The organism is Propioniciclava sp. (assembly GCF_047602245.1).
GTDB lineage: Bacteria > Actinomycetota > Actinomycetes > Propionibacteriales > Propionibacteriaceae > Propioniciclava.
Map to the genome: position 1 here is coordinate 1,887,908 of NZ_JASGHT010000001.1, position 26,754 is coordinate 1,914,661.

26 protein-coding genes are annotated in these 26,754 nt (G+C 68.9%); 17 read left to right on the forward strand and 9 right to left on the reverse strand.

Annotated features, from left to right (window positions below; genetic code table 11):
• Positions 1-9: 9 nt before the first annotated feature.
• Positions 10-810 (reverse strand): deoxyribonuclease IV, encoded by an 801-nt coding sequence (locus QM708_RS08985; RefSeq protein WP_415107052.1) that lies wholly within the window; start codon positions 808-810, stop codon positions 10-12.
• Positions 807-1,190 (reverse strand): ACT domain-containing protein, encoded by a 384-nt coding sequence (locus QM708_RS08990; protein ID WP_415107055.1) that lies wholly within the window; start codon positions 1,188-1,190, stop codon positions 807-809. The genes QM708_RS08985 and QM708_RS08990 overlap by 4 nt, the downstream gene beginning before the upstream one ends.
• A 144-nt stretch (positions 1,191-1,334) precedes the next feature.
• On the opposite strand from QM708_RS08990, the gene QM708_RS08995 reads away from it, so the two are divergent.
• The 3 genes from QM708_RS08995 to QM708_RS09005 all read left to right on the forward strand — a co-directional run bounded on the left by QM708_RS08995 (position 1,335) and on the right by QM708_RS09005 (position 4,714).
• Complete coding sequence (locus QM708_RS08995) at positions 1,335-3,143, forward strand: AMP-dependent synthetase/ligase (RefSeq protein ID WP_415107058.1); 1,809 nt, start codon at positions 1,335-1,337, stop codon at positions 3,141-3,143.
• A gap of 156 nt (positions 3,144-3,299) precedes the next feature.
• On the forward strand, positions 3,300-4,334 hold the full coding sequence (locus tag QM708_RS09000; RefSeq protein ID WP_415107061.1) for a hypothetical protein: 1,035 nt from the start codon (positions 3,300-3,302) through the stop codon (positions 4,332-4,334).
• Positions 4,322-4,714 carry a hypothetical protein gene (locus QM708_RS09005; RefSeq protein WP_415107064.1) on the forward strand — a complete coding sequence of 131 codons (393 nt, stop codon included), beginning with the start codon at positions 4,322-4,324 and terminating at the stop codon, positions 4,712-4,714. The genes QM708_RS09000 and QM708_RS09005 overlap by 13 nt, the downstream gene beginning before the upstream one ends.
• 239 nt (positions 4,715-4,953) lie before the next feature.
• On the opposite strand, the gene QM708_RS09010 is transcribed toward QM708_RS09005, so the two are convergent.
• The 3 genes from QM708_RS09010 to QM708_RS09020 all read right to left on the reverse strand — a co-directional run bounded on the left by QM708_RS09010 (position 4,954) and on the right by QM708_RS09020 (position 8,864).
• Complete coding sequence (locus QM708_RS09010) at positions 4,954-5,334, reverse strand: globin (RefSeq protein ID WP_415107067.1); 381 nt, start codon at positions 5,332-5,334, stop codon at positions 4,954-4,956.
• Positions 5,335-5,455: 121 nt separating this feature from the next.
• Entirely contained in the window at positions 5,456-6,796 is a 1,341-nt protein-coding gene (locus QM708_RS09015) for a Fic family protein (protein WP_415107069.1), read from the reverse strand.
• Positions 6,797-6,875: 79 nt separating this feature from the next.
• Positions 6,876-8,864: an ABC1 kinase family protein gene (locus QM708_RS09020; protein WP_415107072.1), complete on the reverse strand. Its 1,989-nt coding sequence runs from the start codon at positions 8,862-8,864 to the stop codon at positions 6,876-6,878.
• Positions 8,865-9,111: 247 nt separating this feature from the next.
• Between QM708_RS09020 and pstS the strand changes: the two genes are divergently transcribed.
• The 6 genes from pstS (at position 9,112) to rplI (ending at position 13,801) form a co-directional block, all read left to right on the forward strand.
• On the forward strand, positions 9,112-10,257 hold the full coding sequence (pstS, locus tag QM708_RS09025; RefSeq protein ID WP_415107075.1) for a phosphate ABC transporter substrate-binding protein PstS: 1,146 nt from the start codon (positions 9,112-9,114) through the stop codon (positions 10,255-10,257).
• Between the two features lie 40 nt (positions 10,258-10,297).
• Positions 10,298-12,019: a Na/Pi cotransporter family protein gene (locus QM708_RS09030; RefSeq protein ID WP_415107077.1), complete on the forward strand. Its 1,722-nt coding sequence runs from the start codon at positions 10,298-10,300 to the stop codon at positions 12,017-12,019.
• A gap of 60 nt (positions 12,020-12,079) precedes the next feature.
• Positions 12,080-12,373 (forward strand): 30S ribosomal protein S6, encoded by a 294-nt coding sequence (gene rpsF / locus QM708_RS09035; RefSeq protein ID WP_415107080.1) that lies wholly within the window; start codon positions 12,080-12,082, stop codon positions 12,371-12,373.
• A gap of 104 nt (positions 12,374-12,477) precedes the next feature.
• Positions 12,478-13,017 (forward strand): single-stranded DNA-binding protein, encoded by a 540-nt coding sequence (locus QM708_RS09040; protein WP_415107083.1) that lies wholly within the window; start codon positions 12,478-12,480, stop codon positions 13,015-13,017.
• Between the two features lie 83 nt (positions 13,018-13,100).
• On the forward strand, positions 13,101-13,337 hold the full coding sequence (rpsR, locus tag QM708_RS09045) for a 30S ribosomal protein S18 (RefSeq protein ID WP_182817969.1): 237 nt from the start codon (positions 13,101-13,103) through the stop codon (positions 13,335-13,337).
• A gap of 17 nt (positions 13,338-13,354) precedes the next feature.
• Complete coding sequence (gene rplI, locus QM708_RS09050) at positions 13,355-13,801, forward strand: 50S ribosomal protein L9 (RefSeq protein WP_415107087.1); 447 nt, start codon at positions 13,355-13,357, stop codon at positions 13,799-13,801.
• Positions 13,802-13,944: 143 nt separating this feature from the next.
• On the opposite strand, the gene QM708_RS09055 is transcribed toward rplI, so the two are convergent.
• Together QM708_RS09055 and QM708_RS09060 are read right to left on the reverse strand one after the other, a co-directional pair.
• Positions 13,945-14,190 (reverse strand): hypothetical protein, encoded by a 246-nt coding sequence (locus tag QM708_RS09055; protein WP_415107090.1) that lies wholly within the window; start codon positions 14,188-14,190, stop codon positions 13,945-13,947.
• A gap of 22 nt (positions 14,191-14,212) precedes the next feature.
• The gene (locus QM708_RS09060) at positions 14,213-15,502 is read right to left on the reverse strand and encodes a peptidoglycan DD-metalloendopeptidase family protein (RefSeq protein ID WP_415107092.1); all 1,290 of its coding nucleotides are present in this window, start codon (positions 15,500-15,502) and stop codon (positions 14,213-14,215) included.
• 283 nt (positions 15,503-15,785) lie between these two features.
• On the opposite strand from QM708_RS09060, the gene QM708_RS09065 reads away from it, so the two are divergent.
• The 8 genes from QM708_RS09065 (at position 15,786) to QM708_RS09100 (ending at position 24,273) form a co-directional block, all read left to right on the forward strand.
• Positions 15,786-15,989, forward strand: a complete 204-nt coding sequence (locus tag QM708_RS09065; RefSeq protein WP_415107095.1) for a cold-shock protein — start codon at positions 15,786-15,788, stop codon at positions 15,987-15,989.
• Positions 15,990-16,097: 108 nt separating this feature from the next.
• Positions 16,098-16,628 (forward strand): 2'-5' RNA ligase family protein, encoded by a 531-nt coding sequence (locus QM708_RS09070; protein ID WP_415107098.1) that lies wholly within the window; start codon positions 16,098-16,100, stop codon positions 16,626-16,628.
• Between the two features lie 118 nt (positions 16,629-16,746).
• Positions 16,747-19,596, forward strand: coding sequence for an FAD-binding and (Fe-S)-binding domain-containing protein (locus tag QM708_RS09075; protein ID WP_415107101.1), 2,850 nt, complete (start codon positions 16,747-16,749; stop codon positions 19,594-19,596).
• A 120-nt stretch (positions 19,597-19,716) separates the two neighbouring features.
• Complete coding sequence (locus QM708_RS09080; RefSeq protein WP_415107104.1) at positions 19,717-20,256, forward strand: AAA family ATPase; 540 nt, start codon at positions 19,717-19,719, stop codon at positions 20,254-20,256.
• Positions 20,257-20,434: 178 nt separating this feature from the next.
• Positions 20,435-21,313, forward strand: a complete 879-nt coding sequence (locus tag QM708_RS09085; RefSeq protein ID WP_415107107.1) for a hypothetical protein — start codon at positions 20,435-20,437, stop codon at positions 21,311-21,313.
• A complete protein-coding gene (locus tag QM708_RS09090; protein WP_415107110.1) occupies positions 21,310-22,398 on the forward strand; it encodes a hypothetical protein in 1,089 nt (362 codons plus the stop codon). The genes QM708_RS09085 and QM708_RS09090 overlap by 4 nt, the downstream gene beginning before the upstream one ends.
• A 40-nt stretch (positions 22,399-22,438) precedes the next feature.
• Positions 22,439-23,110: an ABC transporter ATP-binding protein gene (locus QM708_RS09095; protein ID WP_415107113.1), complete on the forward strand. Its 672-nt coding sequence runs from the start codon at positions 22,439-22,441 to the stop codon at positions 23,108-23,110.
• A complete protein-coding gene (locus QM708_RS09100) occupies positions 23,110-24,273 on the forward strand; it encodes an ABC transporter permease (protein WP_415107115.1) in 1,164 nt (387 codons plus the stop codon). Before QM708_RS09095 ends, QM708_RS09100 begins: the two co-directional genes overlap by 1 nt.
• Before the next feature lie 336 nt (positions 24,274-24,609).
• On the opposite strand, the gene QM708_RS09105 is transcribed toward QM708_RS09100, so the two are convergent.
• Both QM708_RS09105 and QM708_RS09110 read right to left on the reverse strand, forming a co-directional pair.
• Positions 24,610-26,052, reverse strand: a complete 1,443-nt coding sequence (locus QM708_RS09105) for an ATP-binding protein (RefSeq protein ID WP_415107118.1) — start codon at positions 26,050-26,052, stop codon at positions 24,610-24,612.
• The gene (locus tag QM708_RS09110; protein WP_415107121.1) at positions 26,049-26,747 is read right to left on the reverse strand and encodes a response regulator transcription factor; all 699 of its coding nucleotides are present in this window, start codon (positions 26,745-26,747) and stop codon (positions 26,049-26,051) included. The genes QM708_RS09105 and QM708_RS09110 overlap by 4 nt, the downstream gene beginning before the upstream one ends.
• Positions 26,748-26,754 lie beyond the last annotated feature (7 nt).

The window sequence follows — 26,754 nt, forward strand, 5'->3', positions numbered from 1 at the left end:
AGGACGAATTCAGAGACGCCCCGTCAACCACCCGATTTGGCTGCTATGGGCGGACGCGTCGCCGGGCGTCTCCAAGATGACGGGAGCGCCCGCCTCACGGACGATCCGGACCAGGGCGTCGGGGTCGCAGGACCCTTCCCCGAGCGGCGCGTGCCGGTCGGCGCCCGACCCGAAGGCGTCCCGGGAATCGTTGAGATGAACCAGGTCGATCCGCCCGGTGATGGCGCGCACGGCGTCCACCACCTCGGACGCCTCCAGCCCGGCCGCGTGCGCATGGCAGGTGTCCAGGCAGAAGCCGACATCGCCGAAACCGTCCGCCGCCGAGATGGCATCCCACAGCCGGGCGATCCGGTCCAGGTGCCGGGCCATCGCGTTCGCGCCGCCGGCGGTGTTCTCGATGAGCAGCGGAACGGTGATGTCGAGCCCGTCGATCGCCTTGCGCCAATTGTCGAAACCGACGGCCGGGTCGTCCTTGGCGCCGACATGGCCGCCGTGCACGATCAGGCCGCGGGCGCCCACCTCGGTGGCCAGCTTCATCTGCCGGGCCAGCATCTGCCGCGACGGGATCCGGACCCGGTTGTTGGTGGTGGCCACGTTGATCACGTACGGCGCATGGACGTACAGGCCCACACCGGACGCCTCGGCGTCCGCCTTCAGGCCCGCCGCCCCGCCCGGATGATCGACCGCATGACCCTTCCAGGCCTGCGGGTCGCCGAGGAAGGTCTGCACGATCGGGAAACCGCCCTCGCGCGCGTAGGCGACAGGATCGCCGTGCGCGTGGGCGCCGATCGGATGGGCGAACGCCGTCATCCCTCCAAGCCCCCGAGCACCTCGACGGCCTCGGCGACACTGTCGGAGGGGACGAGCAGATGGTCGTGGTAGAAGCCCGCGATCACATTGCAGGACAGGCCGACCCGCGCCAGCGCGTTCGACACCGCGGCCGTGACACCGACCGACGACAACGACGTGTGCACCTGCAGGGTGATCCAGCCGAAGGTGCCCTCGTAGCCGAGCCCGTGGGCGTCCGCGGTGGCCTGGTCGAGGACCAGCGTGACGCCCTCGTCCTCGACGATGCGCGCCTGCGCCTCTACCTCGGGAGGGGTGGCGGAGGTGACATAGACGAAGGAGCCCGGGCGCACGCGCGGACGGAGCGCGCCGAGGATCTCGTGCAGATTGGTAAGGCCGGCCATGGCGGAAGTCTAGGCCGGTGGCGGACGCCGCGGTGTGCCGCGTGGCCGGCATGTGGTGGTGGGTGTGCGGCATGTGGCACCTTTAGGGCACGTTCCGCTCGGCACGGTCCGCCCGGGGCGTCCGAAACGACGAGGGAGTCAGCAGTGGACACCGAACACCTGGCCGTCAGGTTCTCCCAGACCGCACGCGCGCACGCCTCGCGCCCGGCCACGCGCATCAAGGACGGCGGCGACTGGGTGGTGCGCACCTACGGGCAGCTGGTCCAGCGGGTCTCGACGCTCGCGGCGCACCTGATCGGTGAGGGCATCGAGGCGGGCGACCGCGTCCTGCTGCTGTCGAACAACCGGCCCGAATGGTCCCAGATCGACCTCGCCCTGTTGAGCATTCGCGCGGTGCCGGTGCCGATCTATCCCACCAGCACACCCGAGCAGATCCGGCACATCGCCGCCGACTCCGGCGCGGTCTTCGCCATCATCGAGAACGCCACCCTGCTCGCGCGGTTCACCTCCGTGTGGCCGGATCTCGGCGGCGTGCGCGGGGTGTGGACCTTCGAACCGACCGGAACCGACGACGACCGCGTCCGTGCCCTCGACGAGGTGGCCGCCCTCTCTCCGACCGCCGAGCGGCGGGCCGGCGTCGACGCGCGCCTCGCGGAGGCGTCCGGCGACGACCTGGCGTCGATCATCTACACCTCGGGCACCACCGGTGAGCCGCGCGGGGCAGCGATCCGGCATCGCGGCTTCACCTTTGAACTCGACAGCCTGGATGCCTTCTTCGTGATCACCCCGCAGGACTCGTCGCTGGCCTTCCTGCCGCTCTCGCACGCCCTCGAGCGGGCCTGGACGTTCAAGGTGCTCACCACCGGCGCGCTCAATACCTATGTGAGCGACCCGCGCACCGTCGCGCAGGCGCTCGTCGAGGCGAAGCCGAGCATGTTCGTCAGCGTGCCGCGGCTGTACGAGAAGGTCTTCCTCACCGTGCACGAGCGGGTGGCCGGGTCGCCGGCCAAGCAGCGGATCTTCCGGTGGGCGATGGGGGTCGGTGGCGCCTGCCAGCACGCCTACCGCAAGGGCCGGCGTCCGAATGCGCTGTTGCGCGCGCAGTTGCCGCTGGCCGACAAGCTGGTGTTCTCCTCGATCCGGGACGCCCTCGGCGGGCCTAAGTCGGTGATGGCCTGCGGCGGGGCGCCCGTGCGCAAGGAGATCGAGGAGTTCTTCTCCTCGGCCGGCATGCTGCTGTCGACCGGCTACGGGCTCACCGAGGCGTCCCCGTTGGTGTCGTTCAACTCCCCGCGCGGATTCAAGTTCGGCACGGCCGGACGGGTGATGGTGGGAGGGGAGATCAAGATCGCCGATGAGGGCGAGATCTGCTTCCGTGGTCCCAATGTGATGGCCGGCTACTGGAACGACCCGCAGGCCACGGCCGAAGCCATCGACGCCGACGGCTGGCTGCACACCGGAGACGTCGGCTATGTCGATACCGACGGCTACGTGGTGATCACCGACCGGCTCAAGGACATCATCGTCACCTCGGGCGGCAAGAACATCGCCCCGGCGCCCATCGAAGGGATGATTCTCGCCGATCCGCTGTTCGAGCACGCGGTGGTTTTGGGCAACAACCGGCCCTACGTCACCTTGTTGGTGCGGCCCTCGCTGCCCCATTTGGAGGAGATCGCCGCGCAATTGCAGGTGGGATTCGCCGATGTCGCCGAATTGGTGAACGCTCCCGAGATCCTCGACGAGATCCGCCGTCGTGTCGACCGTCTCACCGAACGCCTGCCCAGCCAGGACCGGATCAAGGACCTGCGCGTGATGATGGAGGAGTTCAGCCTCGACAACGGCCTGCTCACGCCCACCTTGAAGGTGCGCCGCCGCCAGGTCGAGGAACGCTTCGCCCACGTGATCGAGGAAATGTACGAGCGCGTCCAGCACCTGCGCCACCACGGCGAGTGAGGAATTCCGCTGCTAACTTTCGGCCACATTTGGTCCTCTTCTGGGTTTTTTCCTCACTGCGGCTTCTAGTGTGTGGTCACAAGAAGGCAGAGAAATCTCTGCCGGACCATGGAGAGGACACCCCCACTCATGAAAAGACCCGTCAGGCTGTTGGCGGTGACCGTTGCCATCATCACGGTGACGTCCGTCACGCCATCTTGGGCTGCGCCTTCCGCTGAGAGCATCGGGAGCGCAAAAGTCGCCGTCACCACATCGGCTCGCGCCAAGAAGGCCCTCCGTGCCATCAATGCCGTTGATTCTTCGTTGGTCGACAACGCGGCTTCCGCTGACCGAGTCCAGCGAGGCAAGAATGGGAGCGCGGTGACCCACGAGGGTGCGACCACCGCGGTCTCCGCAGATCCGAGCGACGGCTATACGCTCACGAGGCCTTCAGGGACGGTCGGCGTGAAGCCGCGGCGGGCGATCTCCACGCGGGGCGAACAGGTAACGCCAGCGATCGTCAGTTTCACCGACAGTGGTGCGACGACGGTGCCCATCCTCCGCAATGACGGGAGCCTTCAGATCAACACCGTCATTGAGACCGCCTCCGCCCCGCAGCGGTACTCCTACGACCTGCAGCTTCCCACGGGCGGAAAAGCCACGCTGGAAGGCGGAATCGTGATCATCACGAACGCGGCCGGGGAGTTCCTGAGTGCGGTTGCTCCTGCGTGGGCCAAGGACGCCCAGGGCCGTAGCGTCCCCACGCACTATGAGTTGGACGGCGCGACGCTGACTCAGGTCGTTGAGCACTCGGCCGCGGTGTCGTACCCGGTGGTTGCTGACCCGTGGTTCGGCATATGGCTCTTCGATGGCTTCAGGAGGGCGTGGCACACGCGCGAAAGAGGATATAAGTATACGGCGGCTTTGACTCCGTGGGGTTGGGCGGTCTACACGGGAGTCGCAACGCCTCTTCCGGCGCCTGCTATCGGTGTGGTTTACGGTAACCGGATGGTGCGCTGGCATGGTTGGAATGAATGGAAGCAACGCATGCTTGGCCAATCCCCACCTGCGACTATGGAACAGCAGTACGCTTGTCACGTGGTGGGTGGTTATAATGTCTGGAAGGCTGGACTCCACTGGGATTTGGAGACTTGGCGTCCCTCGAAACCCGATTGGCTTGGCAATATGGTGGGCCACGGATGCAACTGGTGATGAAGGTGGTTGCAGTGGGTGTCGTGGCGATCGTCACGATGCTCGCCGGATGCAGTGATGCTTGGATGCGCTCGCAAATTGATTTGCTGGACTACACGCGTCCTGACTTCGACGGTTCCTCCCTTCTCAAGGCTCGTGATGCAACCGCGGAACTGTGTGGGCCGCCTCCTGCTTGTGTTCAGGCTGTACGTGGCACCTATCACACGTTGTATAAGTTTCGTTCGATCGAAGATGCCCGGTCTTTCGCTGAGTCGCTGGTGGATCAGGCCGAGCAGTATGATCCGTTGGTTCTCGTCTTTGATCGAGAACCGGTTAGTCCGGGTGACCGTGCGGCTCTCGAAGAGATGATTTCGACGACCTACGTCAGCAGTCCTGACTGAACCCGGTCACCTGAACGACCGGCTTGTGCGGTCTGGTGTCGCAATTCATACCTTCCCAGGTATGTAATGCAGCACCAGACCGCACATGCGAGGCCGGAAGAACTGGACTCTGCCCTTCAGGCTGCGTCGCGTGGCACCGGTGGGCGCCGGGACCCCGCTCTACTGCCCAAATGTGAGCATCTGGTTCGTGCGCGTGGGTCAACGTGATGCCGTGATGCAAGGGCCAGGGGCCGTGGGGGCTACTCGTCGGTGGCGTTCACCATGAACCAGGCGGCGCGGTTGAGGTACTCGCGGAGTTCGGCGTCCTCGGCCTCGGGGAGTTCGAGGGAGTCGACGGCGGCCATCATGTGGTGCAGCCAGCGCTCGGCCTGGCGTGGGGTGACCGCGAAAGGCGCGTGCCGGATGCGCAGGCGCGGGTGCCCGCGGGTTTCGCCGTAGGTCTTCGGGCCGCCCCAGTACTGCTCCAGGAACATCCGCAGCCGGTCGGCCGCCGGGCCGAGGTCTTCCTCGGGGTGCATCTGTCGCAGCGGGGGATCTTCGGCGACGCCGGCGTAGAACCGGTCGACGAGTGTGCGGAACGTCTCGGCCCCGCCGACGCGTTCGTAGAAGGTGCTGGTCACCTCACCATGGTTCCACGCGGGCCGAGCCCGGCGATCCCGCGGCTGGCCCCCTGGGACTCGGCGGCGCCCCGAGGCCTCTGAGCAACGCAACTCTAAGCCAACTTTAAATGAGGGCTTTCATTTAAGAGTTGGTGGCTGCGCCGACCCCCAGTGTCGCGTGTGCGTGGGGTGCCGGGCGCCAGACAAATGCTTTGCCTCGCTTATGGCGTGTCAGGATGCCGGCCTCAGCGAGGGCGAGCAGGTCAGCGCGGGCGGTGACTCCCGTCACATGATGAGTGTTGGCGTGCGAGGCTACCGTGAACTCCGCGGCCGGGTCGGACAGCGCCCGGTCCACAACCGCCAGCTGGCGATGGTTGAACTCCGTATGGCGTTCGCTCAGGAGTGAGCGCACCGTCTGCTGCTGGCGGACCTTGGCCTCAAGGTAGTCGTTCAACTCATCGAACGCCCGGTCGAGCACCCTGAGGTGGTAGATGAAGAAGTAGGTGAGGTCCGACTCGTACTCGGTGTTGAGATAGGCATGCGCGTATTGCACGGGTGCGCGCTTGATGATCGTGGAGATGGTGATGAACTCGCTCAGCCACAGGCCCTGGTTGAGCATGCTCCAGTAGAAGACGGCGCGTGCGAGGCGGCCGTTGCCGTCCACGAAGTAGTGGTCGTGACCGATCATGAAGTGGATCGCTATGGCGCGCAGGATGGGGTGCAGCCACGGGCCGCCCCCATCTGTGGCGTTGGCGAAGGCACACAGGGCTTGCAGGCGGCTCGGTAGTTCATCGACGGGTGGCGGTGTGTGCAGGGTGTCGCCGTCTGGCGTCGCGACATAGACGCGGGCATCGCCGGAGTCTTGAAGGCGGCCGGCGTTAGCCGGGTCGTCCAGGGTGTTGAACGTCACGATGCTGTGGAGTTCCCGGACGAGTCCGGGCGTGATGGGCTCCCCCTGATGGCTGAGGACGAACTGCATGGCCTGGTAGTTGTTCCAGATCATCTGCTCGCTCTTGTCGCGCGGTTCGCGGCCGGTGCGGAGCATCTCCTTGGCGACACGTCGAGTGGTGGCCGCGCCTTCGAGTTGGCTCGAGGTGATCGACTCTTCCATGAGTGAGCGCACGACGTAGGTCTCGCGTGTCGCGGGGTTCGTGACGGGTTCCGCCATGCCGATCTTGCCGCCCGCTTTGGCTGCGACCTGTGTGGCAAGTCGCAGCACCTCGTCCGGAAGCGCGTAGCTGAACGAGTCTCCGTTGAGATCAGTCAGTGGAAGTTTGCGGCGCTGGCCCTTCCGCTGGAGCGCGGTGGCGACCCACCATTGGGTGGGGGTGAGGCCGTGGGGAGGGGTGTGAAACCGGAATCTCTCCCAGGGGAGGTAGGGATCCTCGGAGGCGTTCACCCGCAATGCCGCGTCGAGCCAGCGGTCCATCGCACCCTCGAACACATCGAGGGAGAGTGGCGGTGGTGAGGCGGGGATCTTCACGACACCAGCGTAACTCTAAATGAAAGTGCCTATTTAAAGTTGGCTTAGAGTTCGCGGCATCCCCGGCGAGCGAGCCGCGCTACTCCGGGCGCCGGACGAAGATCTGGGCGAGCACCCGCAACGACAGCATCAGCCCGATGAACAGCAACGTGCTGCCCAGGGTCGGGAACAGGCCGATATTGGCGGTCAGGATCGGGCCGGGGCCGTTGATCAGCAGCAGGACGCCGGACACGATGCTCGTCGCGGCCAGCACCGTGATCAACCCTTGGTTGACCAGGCCGGCGATGAAGGCCCGGTCGGCGGGAGCCGCGAACGGGCGCAGGCCGACCTCGAGGCGTCCTTCTTCGACGGTGCTGAGCAGCCGGTCGATGCGGCGGGGGAGCTGTTCCAGGGTGGGCAGCAGGGGGACGAGCCGGTTGGTGAGTTCGTCGGTGAGGTTCTCGCGGGTCAGCTTGGCGGCGATCAGGCCGCGCCCGGCGGTCTCGGCGGCCGACAGCAGGTTGAATCCGGGGCTGATCAGGGCCAGCGTGCCCTCCAGGCCCGACAGGGTCCGGAACACCGCGGCGACCTGGGGCGGAATGCTGAACCCGTTGCCGAACGCGAATTGGGTGAGCGCCGAGTACAGCCCCGAGGTGTCGCCGGTCGAGGATTGCACCCGCAGCAGCAAGGCGCCGAGTTGGCGTTCGATGGTGCGGTCGTCGACGCCGTCCGGACGCCCGAGCAGGTCGTACAGTGTGGCGGTCGCCTGCGCGGCGTCCCCCGACCGCAACGTGAACAACAGCATGGTGATCGCCGAGCGGGAGCCGGAGTCGAGGCGTCCGACCGACCCGAAGTCGAGCAGGGCGAGGCGCCGGTCGTCGGTGATCAACACGTTGCCGGGGTGGATGTCGGCGTGGAACAGCCCGGTGTCGAGCACCTGGTGCAGCACCTCGCCGAGCAGGGCGTCCGCCAGTTGGGCGCGCCGCTCGTCGCCGAGTGCGGCGAGCTGTCCGGACGCCGACGAGACGGGGACGCCGTAGATGCGTTCCTGCACCAGCACCCGCGCGCTGGACAGCTCGGTGTACACCTTCGGGATCACGATCGTGCCCGCGCTGGCCGCCGACGGCCGGGCCGCGATCGCCAGCGCGTTGCCGGCCTCGATCCGGTAGTCGAGCTCTTCGAACAGGGACGCCGAGAAGCCGTCCACCAGGGCGCCGAGGCCGAACCCGCGCGCCCAGGCGCTCGCCTTGGCCAACTGGTGCGACAGCCGGGTCAGCACGGCGATGTCGTCGCTGACCTGGCGGCGGGCGTCCGGGCGCTGCACCTTGACCACGACTTCGGTGCCGTCGGTGAGGACGGCCGGATGCACCTGCCCGACGGACGCCGCGGCCAACGGCTTCTCGTCGAAGGACGCGAACGCGCGAGGGTCGGCGTCCTCGGCCAGCACCCGCTGCAGGCGTGCGTACGGTTCGGGGGCGACGTCGGCGTGCAGGCTGGCCAGCTCGTCGATCAGTTCGGCCGGCAGCAGTTCGGGACGCGTGGACAGCATCTGCCCGAATTTCACGAAGGTGGCGCCGCAGTCCTCCAGGGCCAGCTTGAGGTTGACCGCCGTCCGGCGCCGTTCGGCCTCGCTCGCGCTGCCGAGCGCGGTGAGCACCATCCGGCCGGCGCCGTGGCGGGCGAAGATCGTGCTGATCCGCAGCGAGCGGACCCCTTGGCGCACGGTGGCGCCCAGCGCGAACGGGGAGCGGAAGCCGACCACGTCGCGGCGCGAAGGCAGCACCAGTTCGGAAATGACCAGCAGGGTGAGCGCGATGCCGAAGGTGAGCCCGAAGGCGGCCAGGGTGACGATCACCGCGGCGCCCTCGTCGACGATGATCCCGTCCGGCCCCAGCACGTTCGCCTGGCGCGCCACCGCCAGCAGCACCGGAGCCGACACCACCAGGACGCCGCCCATGATCAGCGCGGTGCGCAGCAGCCCGGTCGGGGCGCCGAGGACGCGCCGGGCGGTCACCACGAGCGCCCACACCCACAAGACCGTCGTGATGACACCGACCAGGCCCACCAGGACCGACTCCACGATGCCCATGCCTGCCCCCTCTTGCGTCGTTGGCACCATCCTGCCCCGCTCGGCGTCGGTACGCCTCCTCTCGCCGAGAAGAGAGGTCGCGCCCGGCTCGGAGGTCTTCGGACGGTGCCGGAACCGTCGCCGGGCGGGCGTGGGCGTCCCGACCAGAAGAGTTCACTTCCCGTCCACTCAGGGGTCACCGGTTGGTGGGGATGGGCCGGACAGAATCTCCGCGACGGCCGCCCCGTGCCGTTCCCGAGGAGGTCTGGTGTTCGGTCCCACCGATGATGGCGTGCCCGTGCTGCGCACCCCCGAGGCGCGCCGCCGCAACCTGGTCGTCCCGCTGATCGTCGCGGTCGTCCTGGCCGGTGTCGCGCTCGCGATCGCGCTCACCGGGCGTCCGCAGAGCGCGCTGACCGGCAGCGGTTCGACGCTCGCCCAGCCGCTGATCGAGCGCGCGGCCGCCGACTTCCGCGCCGCGGCGTCCGCCGATGATCCCGGACGCCCCTCCGGTGGCGACCCGGCGGTCGATGGCGGCGGCATCGACTACGAGGCGGTCGGCTCGCTGGGCGGCCTGATGCGGCTGCGGGCCGGCGCGGTCGACTTCGCCGTCTCCGACTACCCCCTGTCGGAGCGGACCCTCGCCGAGGACGGCCTGGCGCAGTTCCCCCTCGCCGTCGGCGCCGTGGCGCTCGTGCACACCCTCGACCTGCCCGCCGGCGCGCAGCTGCGGCTCGACGGCGACACGGTCGCGGCCATCTATCTGGGCGAGATCGCGCGCTGGGACGACGCCCGCATCCGGGCGCTCAATCCTGGGCTTGACCTGCCCGGGCAGCCGATCGTCCCGGTGCACCGCACCGACGGCTCCGGTTCGACGTTCGGCTTCACCGGCTGGCTGTCCGCCACCAGCCAGGCGTGGGCGTCCGGGCCCGGCGCGGGCGCGCTGGTCGGCTGGCCGGACGCCGTGGGCCGCGGCGCCGAACGGTCCGGCGGCGTCCTGGCCGAACTCCGCGCCCACCCCGGCGCGCTGGGCTACGTCGACCACGGCCAGGCAGCCCGGGCCGGACTCGCCCCGGTCGCGGTGGGGAACGCGTCCGGTGCATTCGTCACCGCCACCCCCGCGGCGATGACGGCGGCCGTCGCCGGCGCCGACTGGTCGGGCGACGGCGGCTACGCCGAGCCGATCATCGCCGCCGACGCCCCGGAGGCCTACCCGATGACGGTCGCCATCTACGCGCTGCTGCGCGCCGAGAACACCTCGCGCGCCCATCAGGTGCTGAGCTTCCTCGGCTCACTGCTGAGCGAGGCGGACGCCTCCGCCCGCGACCTCGGCTACCTGCCGCTGCCCGAGGACGCCGCCCGCGCGGTGACCGCCACCTGGCAGACGACCTTCGGCTACCCCGCCGCCTCCTGACCAACCCGCGGCCGCGCCGCACGAAGCAAGGACCTCACTCATGGATGTGGATCTGTTCAAGGACGTCATCGTCCCCGTCGTCGGCGGCCTCGGCATCTTCCTGCTGGGGCTGGAGTTCATGGAGAAGGGCATCCAGTCGCTGTCGGCGAACAAGATGCGCGATCTGCTGAGCAAGATGGCCGGTACCCCGCTGCGCGGTGTCTTCGCCGGCACGATCATCACCGGCGTCATCCAGTCGTCGACCGCGATGACGGTGATGACGGTTGGCCTGGTCAACGCGAGTGTGCTGAGCCTGCGCGGCGCCATCGGCGTCATCATGGGCGCCAATATCGGCACCACCCTCGGCAACGGCTTGATCGCACTGCCGCTGGGCCCGATCGGGCTGCTGTGCGCCGGCGTCTTCGCGACCATGTACTGCTTCGCGAAGTCCGACAAGACCAAGAGCATCGCGCTGGCGTCCATGGGCTTCTCGCTGATCTTCTACGGCCTCAACCTGCTCACCGGCGGCCTCAAGCCGCTGCGCAATATGCCGCAGGTGATGGACCTGATCTCCGGCTTGGACTCCTCGACCATCGTCGGCGTCCTCACCTGCGCGCTGATCGCCGCCCTGGTCACCGCGCTCATCCACTCCTCGTCGGCGACCATCGGCATCGTGATGGGCCTGGGGGCGTCCGGTGTTCTCGACTGGCAGACCGCGATCGCCTTCGCGATCGGCGCCGACCTGGGTACCACCATCACCTCGTGGATCGCCTCGCTGAACCTGTCGAAGAACGCCAAGCGCACCGCGTACGCGCACATCATGTTCAACGCGGTCGGCGTCAGCGTGGTGCTGGCCCTGTTCTTCCCGGCGATCACGGTGCTCACTTGGGTGATGGGCTTCTTCGGTGGCGACCCCGGTGTCCCGGTCATCACCGACGGCCAGGAGACCTTCCCGCTGGTGCCGGTCGCGGTCGGGCTGTTCTCGATCTTCTTCAATATCTTCAACGTGGTCATCATGTTCCCGTTCGTGAACCAGATGGAGCGCTTCCTGCTGCGCATCGGCCACACCAGCGAGGAGGACCTGGAGGACTACACCCAGCCCCGCTACCTCGACCGTGCTGCGCTGGCCGATTACGGACGCGCGGTGCCGCTGATGCAGGCCGAATCGGCGCGGCTGATGCACGGCGCGGCTGTCTTCCTCGACATCGCTCGCGGCAAGCCGGACGTGCCCAAGGATCCCGGCGAGCACTATGCGGCCGTGGACGCGCTGGCCCGCGAGATCCGCGAGTACTCCGCGCACCTGTTCCGCAACGATCTGGACCGCGACCAGATGAACCTGGTCGCCAGCATGATCGAAGAGGTCGACTTCACCGGATCGCTCGCCGAGACGCTCAACCAGATCGCCCGCCGGGTCAAGCGCGAGCGCTACAGCGACGCCGGCAACGCGTTCGTCGAGACCGCGCTCGGACGCCTCGAGTCGACCCTGCACCTGTTGGAAGGCCCCGAGACGCCGCAGCCGCATGTGGAGCGCGACGGCTCCCAGTTGGCCGCCTTCGAGGCGGTCCGCTGGGGCGTGATCGATTCGGCCGAGGTGCCGGCCAACGAGAAGGGCGCCATCATCGCGCTGCTCGGCTCGATCGAGCGCGCCGAGGGCCTGGTGGCCCGGGTGCTGGCCGAGCGGGCCTCGCTCGACCGTGACATCGCCGCGCTGATTCGGCCGGGCCGGGCGGCGTCCGGTAAGGTTGACCATCTGAGTGCCCACCCGGGCGCTCACCTTGCATGAACCCTCCTGCCCCGGGAGATTCCCGTGGCCGTCAAGACCAGAGGAGGTGGGGTTACACACATGCGCAGCTACGAAATCATGGTGATCGTGAGCCCCGACGTCGACGATCGTCAGGTCGCCGGTGTCGTGGAGAAGCCGCTGGAGGCCTTCAAGGCCGCCGGAGGCACGGTCGAGAACATCGATCACTGGGGTCGCCGCCGTCTGGCCTACGACATCCAGAAGAAGTCCGAGGGCATCTACGCCGTCCTGAACGTGACCGCCGAGCCGGCCGTCGTGAAGGAACTCGACCGCCAGTACACGCTGAACGAGCAGATCATGCGGACGAAGGTCATCCGCCCCGACCTGCACCACTGACGCCGAGCGCGTACCGCCCGTTTCCCCCTTCGGCGAAAATGTCGGACGGGGCTGGCAGGCTGGTAGGCGACTCACCAGACACGTCCGAAATCGGAGAATCTCACATGGCCGGCGAAACCATCATCACGCTCGTGGGCAACCTGACGGCTGACCCCGAACTTCGCTTCACCCCCTCCGGGGCCCCGGTGGCCAACTTCACGGTCGCCTCCACCCCGCGCAACTTCGACCGGGCGACCGGCGAATGGCGCGACGGGGATGCCATGTTCATCAACTGCTCGGTGTGGCGCCAGGCCGCCGAGAACGTGGCCGAAACCCTGCAGAAGGGTATGCGCGTCATCGTTCAGGGCCGGCTGAAGAGCCGCAGCTACGAGACCCGCGAGGGCGAACGCCGCACGGTGTTCGAGATTGAGGTCGACGAGATCGGTCCCTCCCTGCGCTACGCGTCCGCCAAGGTCACCCGCTCCAGCGGTGGTGGCGGCGGCGGTGGCTACAGCCAGGGCGGCTCCGGGGGCGGCGACAACTGGTCGTCCAACCAGGGCCATGGTGGTGGCGGCGGCTACGGCGGCGGACGTCCGCAGCAGCAGCCGCAGCAGCCGGTCAACGATCCGTGGGCGAGCGCCCAGAGCGACGAACCGCCGTTCTGATCGTCCCCGGTGCCTGATCGCACCACCTGATCCCCATGTCATTCCGGCGTATGCCGGGCTCTGTCGAGGAAGAGAGCACCACAATGGCTCCACAGCGCAAGCCTGTGAACAAGAAGAAGATCGCTCCGGCGAAGTCCATCAAGATCGGTCACATCGACTACAAGGACACCGCGACCCTGCGGAAGTTCATCTCCGAGCGCGGGAAGATCCGCGCCCGTCGTGTGACCGGCCTGTCCGTGCAGGAGCAGCGCAAGGTCGCCATCGCGATCAAGAACGCGCGCGAGGTTGCCCTGCTGCCCTACGCGTCCACCGCTCGCTGAGAAAGGAAGACACCACGATGAAGCTCATTCTGACTGCTGCTGTCGACCACCTCGGCATTGCCGGTGACATCGTCGAGGTCAAGGACGGCTACGGCCGTAACTACCTGCTGCCCCGTGGCTACGCGATCCGTTGGACGCGTGGCGCCGAGAAGCAGATCCAGGGCATCACCCGCGCTCGGGACGCCCGTACGGTCCGCGACAACGAGCACGCCGTCGCGCTGCGCGCGCAGCTCGAGGGCCTGTCCGTCGAGCTGGCCGCCCGTTCGGCCGGCGAGGGCAAGCTGTTCGGCGCCGTCAAGGCCGCCGACATCGCCGCCGCGATCAAGAAGGCCGGCGGTCCTGCCGTCGACAAGCGCGCCGTCAAGATCGCCAAGCCGATCAAGACCGTGGGCGAGCACAAGGTCGGCGTGAAGCTGACCGACGCCGTCACCGCGCACCTGCCGGTGAAGGTCGTCGCCGCCTGACGCGACCCACACGCAGTAACGCCGGTCACCCTGTCTGGGGTGACCGGCGTTACTGCGTTCCGGTGTGCTGAGTGGCTGTCCTGAGTATGCGGGCCGTGCTCGGCGGGCGTCCTGCTCGGTGGGCCGTCGGCTCGGCGGCGCGGTCAGCGCGAGTGTCCGCCGAAGGTGAAGCCGCCCAACGCGGTACCGCGGGCCACGATCGGCGTGGTGTGCACGATGCTCTCGGCCGGCTTCTGGCTCGGGGCGTCCTCGGCCACGTCGTCGGAGAAGGTCTCCGGTGGCGCCAGTGAACCTGGGGTGAGCGGTTGCAGCGGTTCGCCGAGGGCGGCGAACAGTGCTCGGTCCAGTTCGTCGCGTGGTGTCACGCGATGCTTGCGTGTCTCAGGCATGACCGCATCCTAGGTGATGGACCTAGGAGCCGGCTGTGCCTGCGGCATCCGTCTGCACCGGCGCCGACTCCTGCGCAGCCGTGCTGGGCGTGGCCGCCGGTGAAGCGGCCGGAGGTGTCGGACGGCCCGGTTTCACCGACGTCTTGGGCGTCGCCGACGGTTTGGGCGTGGCCGACGGCGTGGGTGCCGGGGTCGAGGTGGGCTCAGGGCCGGGCGTCTTCTCGGGCGCGGGGGCCGTGGCGGACGGAGTCGGCGTGGGCTTGGGCGCCGGCGCGGTGGCGCTCGGCTCCGGGCTGGCCGACGGTTCGGGAGTCGGCTCCGGGGTCGGTGTCGGCGTGGCGCCGGGGGTGGGCTTCGGTGTTCCGCCCGGCGTGGGCGTCGGCGTGCTGCCCGGGGTCGGGGCCGGGGTCCCCCCGGGTGTCGGTGCCGGCGTGGGTGTGCCACCGGGCGTCGGGGACGGCGTGGCGCCAGGAGTGGGCGTGGTGCTGGGTGTCGGTGCGGACGCCGACGGCGTCAGATCGGCCGGCGTGGTGACCGGCGTCATCGGAATGTCTAGGCGCGTGTACGGCGCGCCTGAGAGGACGGCCGCCGGATCGACGTAGGAGCCGTTGATGAGCACCTCGAAGTGCAGATGGCAGCCTGTGGACAATCCGGTCGTTCCCGAGAGCCCGATCTGCTGCCCCTTGACGACCCGCTGCCCGACCTGAACGCCGATCACCGACAGGTGCGCGTACCGGCTGGACATCCGGTCCTCATCGACGGTGCCGTGGTCCAGTTCGACGAGATTCCCGTAGCCACCCGCGCGTCCGGCGCGGGTGACGCGGCCGTCGGTCATGGCGACGACCGGAGTGCCGCACGGGGCGGTCATGTCGACGCCATTGTGGTTGCGGACGTAGTGAAGGATCGGGTGGAACCGCGGGCCGAAACGCGAGGTGATCGGGCCAGGCACCGGAGCCACGTAGCGGGTGGTGGCGGCGAGCGCACTGGCCTCGGTGGCCGGATCAACCACGGCTTCGTCCTCGTCGAGCGCCGGCAGTTCGGGAAGTTCGGGCAACTCGGGGAGCTCTTCGGCCATCGCCGTATCGAGCGAGGGCCCGGACGTGCGGCCTTGGGCCCACAGCAACTCCGCCGTGGACACCGGTGAGGCCGGCGCGGCGACCGGACGCACAGGCGTCCTGCCGATCGCTGACGCGGTGAGCGTGGGTGAGCCGGCGAAGCCCGCGGACAAGAACACGCACGCGCTCGCCGCGATGGCGCCGACCGCGCGCCGGTACCGTCTGTTGGGCGTGGCGGTGCCCAGCACGTCTGACATAGATCCCCTTACAACCAACCAGGCACACAATGCCCGGCTCCTACCCTGTAACGCATTGTGCTCTGAATGCCGCTTCGACGCCAGACGAAGATGACGATTGTTTATCGATCTTCAGTTTCGGTGTCCGGAGGGACATCGCGACGCCGGTTCCCGGCCCCGAGGCGTGTAGGGTCGTAGGCGGTTGAGGTTGGTAGTTCTTGCGGCACCTGTCGGGAAGAAGTTCGAGCGTCACCCGAGCCTCCCAGTCCTGGGGGGTGAGCATCACATCAGGAAAGCAGGAAACATGGCCACCGGAACCGTCAAGTGGTTCAGCGCCGAGAAGGGCTACGGCTTCATCTCTCCCGACGACGGCTCTGCCGACGTCTTCGCCCACTACTCCGCGATCAACTCGCGGGGCTTCCGTTCGCTGAACGAGGGCGACAAGGTTGAGTTCGAGACCGAGCGCGGCCCCAAGGGTATGCAGGCGACGAACATCGTCCCCGTCTGACGCGCAGACGCAAACAGCGCTGGAGCGCCGCGGCCCCTTGGGGGTCGCGGCGCTCGTGTATTCCCGGACGCCGCCGCGCCGGGCGGCATGTCGGGCACGATGTCCCTCATGAGCGGACACGCGGTGCTGCTGGTCGGCGTCCCCGAGTTGGAGGGGTGGGTGCGGGCCCGGACGGCCGAGCAGGACGCGACCTACGTCTCCCGCGATCCGCGCTTCGCGCACGCCCACATCACGGTTCTGGCCCCCTTCCCACCCGACGGCTTCGCGCAGGCCGCGGCCGTGGCCTCCGCGGTCGAGCCCTTCGACTACGCGCTGACGTGCGTGCGCTCGTTCCCCAACGGCGTGATCTACCTGCCGCCCTCGCCCGAGGACGGCTTTCGCGCGCTCACCGACGCCGCCCGCCGCGCCGTGCCCGAGGTCGTCCCGTATTGGGGCTGGTTCGATCCGGTGCCGCACCTGACCCTGGACCGGATCGGCTGGGGCGTCACCGAACAGGGCACCCGGGCGTCGGTGGCGGGGCTGCTCCCGGCGTCCTGTCGTGCCGAGGAGCTGCTGCTGACCTGGTGGGAGCCGGACGCCTGCCGCGTCCTCGCCCGCTACCGGCTCGGACGCCGGGCAGCGGCGGCAGCACTCGGATGACAAGGTCTTTTGTGGAGGCAAAGGTGCGCTAATTCGGTGGCGCGATCGGCCCCCAACCGGTCGCGGCGTGGTTATCGTGACGAGGGTCGGACCATTCAGCGATGGTGGAAGGTGACTCATGTCGGTGTCGGTCTCACGCGCATTCCTCGAACCCGTCAACACCGCGGCGGTGAGCGCGCTGCGGGCGGCGCTGGGCGATGACGCGGTCAGCACCCGCGAACTGGACCGGATCGCCCTGGCGATCGACGCGTCCCACTACCTGCGGACGCCGGACGCGATCATGCGCGCCCGCACCGCCCAGGACGTCGCCGTCGCGATGACGGTCGCCCGGCAGACGGGCTGGCCGCTGACGCTGCGCTCGGGCGGCAGCAGCCTGTCCGGCCAGGTGATGTCGCTCGGGCTGACCGTCGACGTCCGGCGCAACTTTCGCCACATCGAGGTGCTGGACGCCGGCGCGCGCGTCCGCGTCCAACCCGGGGCGACGATCCGCCAGGTGAACGCCGCCCTGGCCCGGCACAAGACCAAGCTGGGGCCCGATCCGGCCTCCGAGATCGCCTGCACCATCGGCGGGATGGTGGCGAACAACTCCTCGGGCATGACCTGTGGCACCACCAAGAACGCCTACAACACCCTCGAGTCGATGACGATCGTGCTGCCCAGCGGCACCGTGGTCGACACCGCATCACCCACCGCGGACGCCGACCTGCGAGCCTCTGAACCGGCGCTGGTCGAGGTGCTGGAACGGCTGCGCGACGAACTGCGCCGTGAGGCGGTCGCCGATGACCTGCGCCGCCGCTACGCGATCAAGAACACGATGGGCTACGGCCTCAACTCGTTCCTCGACCACGACACCCCGGTGAAGATCCTCGAACACCTGATGATCGGTTCGGAGGGCACGCTCGGCTTCGTCGCCGAGGCGGTCTTCCGCACGGTCAAGGTGCCCGCGCGCACCGCCACCGGCCTGCTGCTGTTCGACTCGCTGGCCTCGGCCACCACGGCGCTGCCGCACCTGGTCTACTCGGGCGCCGACGTGGTGGAGCTGATCGACGCGGCGTCCATCCGGGCGATGGGAGCCGACGCGGCCGACGTCCTGCCGGCCGGCTTCCAGCCGCGGCAGCAGGCGTCCCTGCTCGTGGAGTACTCCGCCGACGATGGCGACGGTTTCGCCGCGCGCCTGGCCGCCGGCGAGACGGCGTTCGCCGGGCTGACCGGCCTGGAGGCGTCCCCCGAACTCACCCAGGACGCCGCCCGCCGCGGCCGGATGTGGGTGATGCGCAAGGGCCTGTACACGAAGGTGGCGCGCAACCGGCCCCAGGGGACGGCCGCGCTGTTGGAGGACGTCGCGGTGCCGATGGAGTCCCTCGGCGGGGTGTGCACCGAACTGCACGGCCTGTTCGACAAGCACCATTACGCCGACGCGGTGATCTTCGGGCACGCCAAGGACGGCAACATCCACTTCCTGGTCACCGAGGACTTCGCCGGCCCGGCGTCCTTGCGGCGCTACGAGGAGTTCACCGAAGACATGGTCAGCCTGGTGCTCGGCGCGCAGGGCACCCTCAAGGCCGAGCACGGCACCGGCCGGATCATGGCTCCGTTCGTCCGCCGCCAGTACGGCGACGAGTTGTACGCGGCGATGTGGGCGGTCAAGGACGCCTGCGATCCCGACCGCATTCTCAACCCGGGCGCGGTGCTCACCGAGGATCCGGCCCTGCACCTGAAGAACATCAAGGCGACCTCGCCGGTGCGCCCGGTGATCGACGACTGCGTCGAATGCGGCTACTGCGAGCCGGTCTGCCCCAGCCAGCACCTGACCACCACCCCGCGGCAGCGCATCGTGGTGCAGCGGGCGATCGCGGACGCCGAGGCCACCGGCGATGAGAAGCTCGCGACGGCGCTGTACGAGCAGGAGAGCTACGACGTCGTGCAGACCTGCGCCGTCGACGGCATGTGCTCGACCGCCTGCCCGGTGCAGATCAACACCGGCGACCTGATCCGCGACCTGCGGCGTGAGCGCCAATCCGCGGTGCTGGACGCCGGCTGGAAGGTGGCCGCCCAACATTGGGGCGCGGTGCTCCGCGTCGCCAGCCTGGGAATGAGCACCGTCGACAAGGTGCCCAATACCGTGGTGCGCGGGGCGCTCGGCGCGGCCCGCCGGGTGGTGGGCACCGACGTGGTGCCGACCCTGTCTGAGGAGTTGCCCGGTGGTGGCCCGCTCCGGACGCCGCAGGCGGCCAACCGTGCGGACGCCATCTTCCTGCCCGCCTGCGTGGGCACCATGTTCGGCACCGGGCATGCCTGCGGTACCGGAGTCGCGGGCGCGGTGCGCCAACTCGCCGCCGCGGCAGGGTTGTCGTTGCGGACGCCCGAGGGCGTCCAGGCCCTGTGCTGCGGGACGCCGTGGAAGTCGAAGGGCCTCGCCCCGGGCTACGACACGATGACCGACAAGCTGGTCGCCTGGATCCTGGAATCCACCGAGCAGGGACGGCTGCCGCTGGTCTGCGACAACGTGTCCTGCTCCGAGGGGATCGAGGTGGCGCTGAAGAACCGCCGCGTCGGCGGCGTCCGGGTGATGGACGCCACCCCATGGGTCGCTGAGAACGTCGCCCCGCGGCTGCCCGAACTGCCGCGGGCTGGGCGCGCCGTGGTGCACCCGACCTGCTCCTCGACACTGATGGGCGTCAACGACCACCTGCTGTTCTTGGCCGGGCTGGTCGCCGACGAAGTCATCGTGCCGGACGGCTGGCGGTGCTGCGCCTTCGCCGGCGACCGCGGCCTGCTGCACGAGGAACTCACCGCGACCGCCACCCGCGAGGAGGCCCGTGAGGCGAAGGCGCTGGACGCCGACCTCTACCTGTCCCTGAACCGCACCTGCGAACTCGGCATGACCCGAGCCACCGGCAAGACCTACGTACACGTGCTGGAAGAGTTGGCCGCGCGGCTGGCGTCCGTGGGCGCTGTCGGCCGCTGACATCCGGGCCGATCAATGTCGAGTTGTGGTGCGTCTATTCACCACAACTCGACATTGATCGGCGTCATCCGACGGGGACGTGGATGTGCGGCCGCGCAGGCGCGGCGGCAGACTGGGGCGATGGATGCTTCAACTCCGCTGGCGCTCGTCGTGGTCGCCGGGCCGCAGGCGTCCGGCAAGAGCACGCTGGCGGCGTCCCTCAGCGCGACGCTGCGTGAGGACGGCGAGCGGGTCGCGCTCGTCGAACTCGACCAGATCGCGGCGATGGCGCTGCCGACCCTTCCCGGATGGGAGACGGCTCACCACATCTTCGAATCAGTCACCGGCCTGTGGGCCCACGCGGAGCTGACCTGCGTCATCGCCGAGGGCTCGGGATCGCACGACGAGGTGGCGAGGTTGCTCGACCAGGCGCCCCCGGGCTCCGTGACCGTCACGGTCGTCACCACCTGCCCTTTCGAGGTCGCCTTCGCGCGGGCTCAAGCGGATCCGACCCGCGGCATCTCGAAGGAACACCGCTTCCTCAGTCGCGTCTACCAGCGATGGGCGGCAGAGCGGGCGAAGATCGGCGCGGACATCGTGGTCGACACCAACGCCGTCACTCTCGCCCAGGGAGTCGAGCGCGTCCGGGCGGCGATCGCGGCGGCGCGGGACGCCCACTGACGTCCGGAAAAGGCGACCAGTGTCGAGTTGTGGTGAATAGACGCACCACAACTCGACATTGACGGGCGTCGGTGACCCGTGTGGGGTTGGCATTCCGCCGGTTCCGGGGGTTATCCCGACCTTGTTCGGGGGCTTGCTGTCAGGCGCGTGCGAGCGCAGTCGCGCGAGAGTGGCGTGCATGAATCCGAGCCCATCGCGTGCCCGACGCGCGCCCATCTGGCTGATCGCCGCCGGCGTCTGTGTGGTGCTGCTCACGGGATGTGGCAGCGGCAGCAACGAGCCGGACGCCGCGCAGGGCCGTCCACTGACGGACGCTCTCGACTATGCAGCCCGTTCCGACGAACTCGGCAACCAGGCGATCGACATGCTCGTGAACGCGTGCATGAAGAAAGCCGGCTTCGACTACCGCCGGAAGACGACCACCTCGGTCGCGGTGGCTCACACGGAGGCATCGCTCGGGTTCCTCGGGTACACCAGCCTGGAGGAAGGCCCCGGCGGGTCCGGGGATGGCCCGGAGCCCCACGACGGGCCACCCTTGTCCAGGGCCGGGTTGGAGGCGCTGAATGGGCGAGAGGAACGCCAAGACATCGTCATCGACGGTGTGGTGGTCAGCAGCGTCCAGACCGACGGGTGCCAGGCCGAGGCGTTCATCACACTGTCGGGTGGGATCGACTCCTACAAGGCAGATCGGGTACTGGTCGCCCGCATCCACAACGGACTGGCCCGGGCGGGGAATGAGGCGGCGAACTCGGCGGAGGTGCGGGACGCGGCCGCGAAGTGGTCGCAGTGCATGCGAGGCAAGGGGTTCGCGTACGACGTTCCCACGGACGTGGTTAATGCGCGTACTCCCGGGGTGACGCTGCGCTCGTGGAAGGACGCCATCGCGGACCTGGACTGCAAGAACGAGACCGGGTATGTCGCTACCGCCGAGGCTGCGGTGGCTACCGCCGAGCGCCGCTACGCCTCAGCGAATCCGGGTCTGGTCACCGAGTGGAAGGAACTCATGGATGCCCGCTACCAGCGCGTCCGTGACGTGCTGGACGGAAAGCTGACGTGAGCGATGGCGTCCCCGGGCGGCGCGCTCGCTGGCTGTGGCCGGTCAGCGTGCTGGCGGTCGGCGGTCTGGGCATCGGGGCCGGGCTGGCGCTGGGGGGCGCCAATGCCACACCGGAGGTCCAGCCGACCCAGCCGCCGCCCACGACCGTTGTCCGGGCGCTGGAACTCAGCGACACGGCGTCCGTCGAATGTGTCGTTCACCGTGATTCCCGGCGGATCGAACCGCCCGCGCCGCCCGAGGGCAGCGCTGCGATCGTCACCAGGCGTCCTCTCGAAGGAACGGTCGCGGACGAGGGGACCATCCTGCTTGAGGTCGCCGGGCGTCCGTTGATCCTGCTGGTCGGGCCCTATCCGCTCTACCGTCCGCTCACCATGGGCGATCAGGGCGACGACGTGAAGATGCTGCAACGCGCGCTCAACCGCGTCCGGCGCGACATCCCGGTCACGGGCACATTCGATGCGGCCACCAGCAGTTCCCTGGCCGGGTTGTACCGCGGGCTGGGTCATACCGCTCCGGCAACGCCGGACGCCGGCGCGACCATCGCGCGTCCCACCGAATTGCTGATGGTTCCGGACAGCCCGGTGACACTCACCCGCCCGCTTCCCAGCGTCGGCACCACCCTGGACGCCGACTTGGCGTCCTACTACACCGGGCAGCCCTATGCGTCCTGCACGACGCCCCGGATCGGGGAACTGGTTCAGGGGGCGGCGGTGGCATTCGGCGACTCCGGCGTCACCGGCACTTTCGAGCACTCCGAGGAAACCCCCGCAGCGGGTGAAGCGAGCGAGGGAAGCGGAAGCAGCGCCCAAGCGCGGGTGTCGCTGATCGGTGACGAGACGGCGCTGGCCGACGGCACGTCGCTGCGTGGCCGGGTGACGATCGCGTCCACTCACGGCCGGGTGCTGGCGGTGCCGGTCTCCTGCCTGCAGGGTGGGGGCTCGTCGGCGTCCGTCACCGTGATGCGGGACGGAAACCGCGCGACGGTACCCGTGCAGGTCGGCCTGGTCGTGGATGGCTACGCACAGGTCACGCCCGGGAGCCCCGATGGGTTACGGGAGGGCGACACCGTCTGGGTGGTGGGCTGACATGGAGGGCGAGGTTCTTCTGAGCGCGCGAGGGGTGGGCGTGGCCTACCCAGGGCCGCCGGCGTTCACCGCGCTGCGCGACGTGACGCTCGACATCCGCACCGGCGAACGCTGGGTGGTGATCGGGCCATCCGGCTCGGGCAAGAGCACCTTGCTGAACGTTCTCGGGCTTCTCGAACGCCCGACCTCGGGTGCGCTGTGGTGCCGCGGACGGACCGTGTTCGGCTCCGGCGAGGACGGCGGCTCGCTCGGCGACCGCGAGATGGCCGCCTTGCGGGCTCGGGAGTTTGGGTTCGTCTTTCAGTCATTCCATCTCGTTCCCGACCGCACCGTGCGCGAGAACGTCACGCTGCCGATGGCCGTGCAACGCGTCGACCGGCGGCAGCGCGCCCGGCGTTGCGAGGCGCTGATCGAGCGCGTCGGTCTCACCTCGCGCGCGGACGCCCTGGCCAAACATCTGTCGGGAGGCGAGAAACAGCGGGTCGCCGTGGCGCGCGCCCTCACCGGAGATCCGGGGATTCTGCTGTGTGACGAACCGACCGGCAACCTCGACAGCGCCGCCAGCGCCTCGGTGATGGACCTGCTCACCCAGCTGAACGAGCAGGGAACCACGGTGGTTCTCGTCACACACGATCCGCGCTGGGCCGGCTGGGGCCAGCGGGTGCTGCAGGTGACGGACGGCCACGCCCGCGACGACGCACCGGAGGGCTGATGCCGACGCTGTTCGACCTGATCGCGGACGCCGCGCTGAGCCTGTTCAGCCGCGGGATGCGCACCCTGCTCACGACGGCAGGAGTCCTGCTCGGGCTGGGTTCGCTCGTCGCGATCTCGGGCGTGACCGGCAGTATGAGCGAGAACGTCGTGCGCCAGTTCGACCGCTACGCCGCGACGCAAGTACTGCTGTCGGCGCCCGGGGCCGCTGCCGCGCAGGTGAGGGCGGCCGACCTCGATCGGCTCCGTGCCGTCGACGGTGTCGAAGGAGTGGCATGGGTCTGCCATCTCGGGTTCCGGGAGGTGTCGGACGCCTGGGGCGGCGAACCGGTGTCGCTCGAAGTCGTCGGCGTCAGCCCCGGCGCGGTCGGCGTCCTCGAGCCGCGCATCGCCGCGGGGACGGACGCCGGCGGTGTGTCCATGCTCGACGACCGGCTGGTGGCCCTTGTCGGCACCTCAGTGGCGCGCCGTCTCGCCCTCGGTTCGCCGCAGCACGGGGCGTCTCTGCGCGTCGACGGACGCAACGTGAGCGTCAGCGGCATCGTGGACGATGTGCCCCGTCTGCCGATCATGCTGAACCAGGTCGTCCTGCCGTTGGCGGCCATGCAGCAGCACTGGGGGGACGACTGCGCTGTGGCCGACATCGTCGTGCGTACCCGGCCCAACTGGGCGGCGTCCGTCGGAGAGATCGCCCGCCAGGTCGTCGCGCCGCAGAGCGTCGGGCAGTGGACGGTGTCGGTGCCGCCGAGTCCCGACGCGCTGCGGCGAGGAGTCGTGGCAGATCTCTCGGTGCTCTACGGCGTGATGGCGGGCATCTCGCTCGCGGTGGGTGTGCTGTCGATCGGCAACACGATGTCGGTGAGCGTCCTGGAACGACGTGGTGAGATCGGCCTGCGGCGCGCGGTCGGCTACTCGGCCGGCGGCGTGTTCGCCCTGTTCAGCTTGGAGGCGTCCGCGATCGGATTCATCGGCGGGCTGCTCGGCTCCTCGCTGGGGTGTCTCACCGTGATCGCGGTCGCCCTGGTCCATGGGTGGCCGGTCGTGGTGTCCACCACCGGGGTGCTGCTGGTGCCGTTCCTCGGCGGGGTGATCGGATTCCTCGGAGGACTGGTGCCCGCCGTCGGCGCCTCACAGGTGTCGCCCGCCACCGCACTGCGCGCCTGAGCTCCAGGACGCGAGTCTCGGTCACTGGGGATGCGCATCTGGCTGCCCGGAAGCGTCATCAGTGTCGAGTTGTGGTGTGTAGACGCACCACGATTCGACACTGACGGGCGTCGTCGATGCGGGGCACGCGTCCGCTCGGCGGGTGTGAATCACACGCGTGTAAGTTCTCCCCAGCTGTGGACTGGGATGTGGATAACCCGGTGCAGAACCCCGTGTAGCTTCACGTCGAGATAATCAGGAATGGATGATTCACGCGGCAACCAGCGCCTAGTTTCCTCAGAAACGCTATCCACAGGGTTGTTCACACAATCGGTGGGTGGACACTGATCCCCCTGCTCAGTCCACGAACGGGCCGACGTCCTCGTCCTCGATGTCCAGCTCGTCCTCGGGCGGGGTGGGGGAGCCGGGCAGCCGCGCGATGAACTCCGCGCCGCCCTCGGGGGCATGGCCGGCCTTCACCCATCCGCCGTGCGCCTGGATCGTCTGCGCGACGATCGACAGGCCCAGACCTGAGCCGGGCGTCGTCCGGGCGTCCTCGGAACGGTAGAACCGTTCGAATACGTGCGGCAGGTCGTCCTCGGCGATGCCGGGCCCCTGATCGGCCACCCGGAACCGGTCGCCGACCAGGCTCACGGTCACCGTCCCGCCTGGGGGGGAGAATTTGACCGCATTGTCGAGCAGGTTCGTGATGGCCCGCTCGAGGGCGTCCGGTTCGCCCATCAGGTACAGCGGCTCCAGATGGACGTCCCACACCAGGCCCGGGCCGCGGCGCTTCACCCGCGCCAGCGCCGACTCGATCACGTCGCGCAGGTCGACCGGCTCGGGCGCCGGCTGCACCGTCTCGTCGCGGCTCAACTGCACCAGGTCGCCGACCAGCTGGGTGAACTCGCCCAGCTGCGCGGCCACGTCGCGCAGGATCTCCGACCGGGCACCCTCGGGCAGCATGCCCTGGCGCTCGTCGGCGACCAGCAGCTCCACGTTGGTGCGCATCGAGGTCAACGGCGTCCGCAACTCGTGGCCGGCGTCCGCGATCAGGCGTTTCTGCCGCTCACGCGAGCTCTCCAGCGCCGACAGCATCTGGTTGAACGACCGGCTCAGGTTGGCCACCTCGTCATCACCGGTGACCTCGATGGGGGTCAGCTTGTTCGTCTCGGTGATCGATTCCACCGCATCGGCCAGTTTGCGGATCGGGCTCATCCCGGAGCGGGCGATCGCATACCCGGTAGCGCCCGCGAGCAGGGCGCCCACGCCTCCGAAGACCAACAGCGACAACCCGGTCGTCTGCAGGATCGCCAGCGTCGGGGTGAGCGGACGCCCCAGCACCAGCGCGTAATAGGTGTTGTTGTCGACCAGCGGCACCGCGACGATGCGGACGGCATCGCCCGCCGAGTCGATGCCGGTGCGCGAGGACCAGCCGAAGGACGTCCGCGCGATGGCCAGCTCGTCATGGTCCCAGATCAGCTGTGTGGTCTGCCGGTCGGGCTGAGGCAGTTCCCCCCCGTCGGCGCGGACCACCGTGACCATCACGTTCGCCGCCTGCCACACCGAATCATCGATGCCGCCCATGTTCTCCAGGTCGGAGGCCAGCGCGCCCGACATGATGGAAGCCACCTCGACCAGCTCGTTGTCGAGCTGGTCGTAGACGGTCAGCAGGGTGAGGGCATACGCAGCCACGCCCGTCGTGGCGACGGCGGCCGTGACGGCAGCGGCGATGAGGATCGCCAGCCGATCCTGCAGCGGCCGGTGAGCCGCGGAGAAGAAAGTACGCAGCCAGCTCACGGGGCCGACTCGCGCAGCACGTAGCCGATGCCACGCACGGTGTGGATCAGCCGCGAACCGCCGCCGCCTTCGGTCTTACGGCGCAGGTAACCGATGTAGACCTCGAGCGAATTCGCCGTGGTGGGGAACTCGAAGCCCCACACCTCGTTCAGCAGCCACGACCGCTCCAGGACGCGGCGCGGGTTCTCCATGAAGGTCTGCAGCAGGGCGAACTCGGTGCGGGTCAGCGAGATCCGCTGGCCGGCCCGGGTCACCTCGCGGGTGGCCAGATCCACGCGCAGATCGGCGAAGGTGAGCACCTGGTTCTCCGGCGCGGAGGCGTCCTCGGGATCGCGGCCCGACCGCCGGGTGAGCGCCCGCAGCCGTGCCATCAGCTCATCGAGCGCGAACGGCTTGGCCATGTAGTCGTCGGCGCCGGCGTCCAGGCCATCGACCCGGTCGCCCACCGCGTCGCGGGCGGTCAGGATCAGGATCGGCACATCATTGCCTTGGGCGCGCAGCATGCGCGTCGTCTCGAGGCCGTCCAACCGGGGCATCATCACGTCCATGATCACCGCGTCGGCCTTGTGCGAGGACAGGTGCGCGAGCGCTTCGACACCGTCGCCGGCGCCCGCAACCTCGTAGCCGCTGTACTGGAGCGACCGCTTCAGCGAATCCCGGACGGCCTGGTCGTCGTCGACTACAAGGATGTGCATGCCGCCA

Bases quoted from the DNA above. Each gene is read 5' to 3' on its own strand.
- QM708_RS09020 (WP_415107072.1), bottom strand. From the start codon at position 8,864: ATGGGCATCGTGGAGTCGGTCCTGGTGGGCCTGGTCGGTGTCATCACG.
- QM708_RS09110 (WP_415107121.1), bottom strand. From the start codon at position 26,747: ATGCACATCCTTGTAGTCGACGACGACCAGGCCGTCCGGGATTCGCTG.
- QM708_RS09070 (WP_415107098.1), top strand. From the start codon at position 16,098: ATGAGCGGACACGCGGTGCTGCTGGTCGGCGTCCCCGAGTTGGAGGGG.
- QM708_RS09060 (WP_415107092.1), bottom strand. From the start codon at position 15,502: ATGTCAGACGTGCTGGGCACCGCCACGCCCAACAGACGGTACCGGCGC.
- rplI (WP_415107087.1), top strand. From the start codon at position 13,355: ATGAAGCTCATTCTGACTGCTGCTGTCGACCACCTCGGCATTGCCGGT.
- QM708_RS09065 (WP_415107095.1), top strand. From the start codon at position 15,786: ATGGCCACCGGAACCGTCAAGTGGTTCAGCGCCGAGAAGGGCTACGGC.
- QM708_RS09040 (WP_415107083.1), top strand. From the start codon at position 12,478: ATGGCCGGCGAAACCATCATCACGCTCGTGGGCAACCTGACGGCTGAC.
- QM708_RS09080 (WP_415107104.1), top strand. From the start codon at position 19,717: ATGGATGCTTCAACTCCGCTGGCGCTCGTCGTGGTCGCCGGGCCGCAG.
- QM708_RS09030 (WP_415107077.1), top strand. From the start codon at position 10,298: ATGGATGTGGATCTGTTCAAGGACGTCATCGTCCCCGTCGTCGGCGGC.
- QM708_RS08985 (WP_415107052.1), bottom strand. From the start codon at position 810: ATGACGGCGTTCGCCCATCCGATCGGCGCCCACGCGCACGGCGATCCT.
- QM708_RS09075 (WP_415107101.1), top strand. From the start codon at position 16,747: ATGTCGGTGTCGGTCTCACGCGCATTCCTCGAACCCGTCAACACCGCG.
- rpsF (WP_415107080.1), top strand. From the start codon at position 12,080: ATGCGCAGCTACGAAATCATGGTGATCGTGAGCCCCGACGTCGACGAT.
- QM708_RS09005 (WP_415107064.1), top strand. From the start codon at position 4,322: ATGCAACTGGTGATGAAGGTGGTTGCAGTGGGTGTCGTGGCGATCGTC.
- QM708_RS09100 (WP_415107115.1), top strand. From the start codon at position 23,110: ATGCCGACGCTGTTCGACCTGATCGCGGACGCCGCGCTGAGCCTGTTC.
- QM708_RS09085 (WP_415107107.1), top strand. From the start codon at position 20,435: ATGAATCCGAGCCCATCGCGTGCCCGACGCGCGCCCATCTGGCTGATC.
- QM708_RS09055 (WP_415107090.1), bottom strand. From the start codon at position 14,190: ATGCCTGAGACACGCAAGCATCGCGTGACACCACGCGACGAACTGGAC.
- QM708_RS08990 (WP_415107055.1), bottom strand. From the start codon at position 1,190: ATGGCCGGCCTTACCAATCTGCACGAGATCCTCGGCGCGCTCCGTCCG.
- rpsR (WP_182817969.1), top strand. From the start codon at position 13,101: ATGGCTCCACAGCGCAAGCCTGTGAACAAGAAGAAGATCGCTCCGGCG.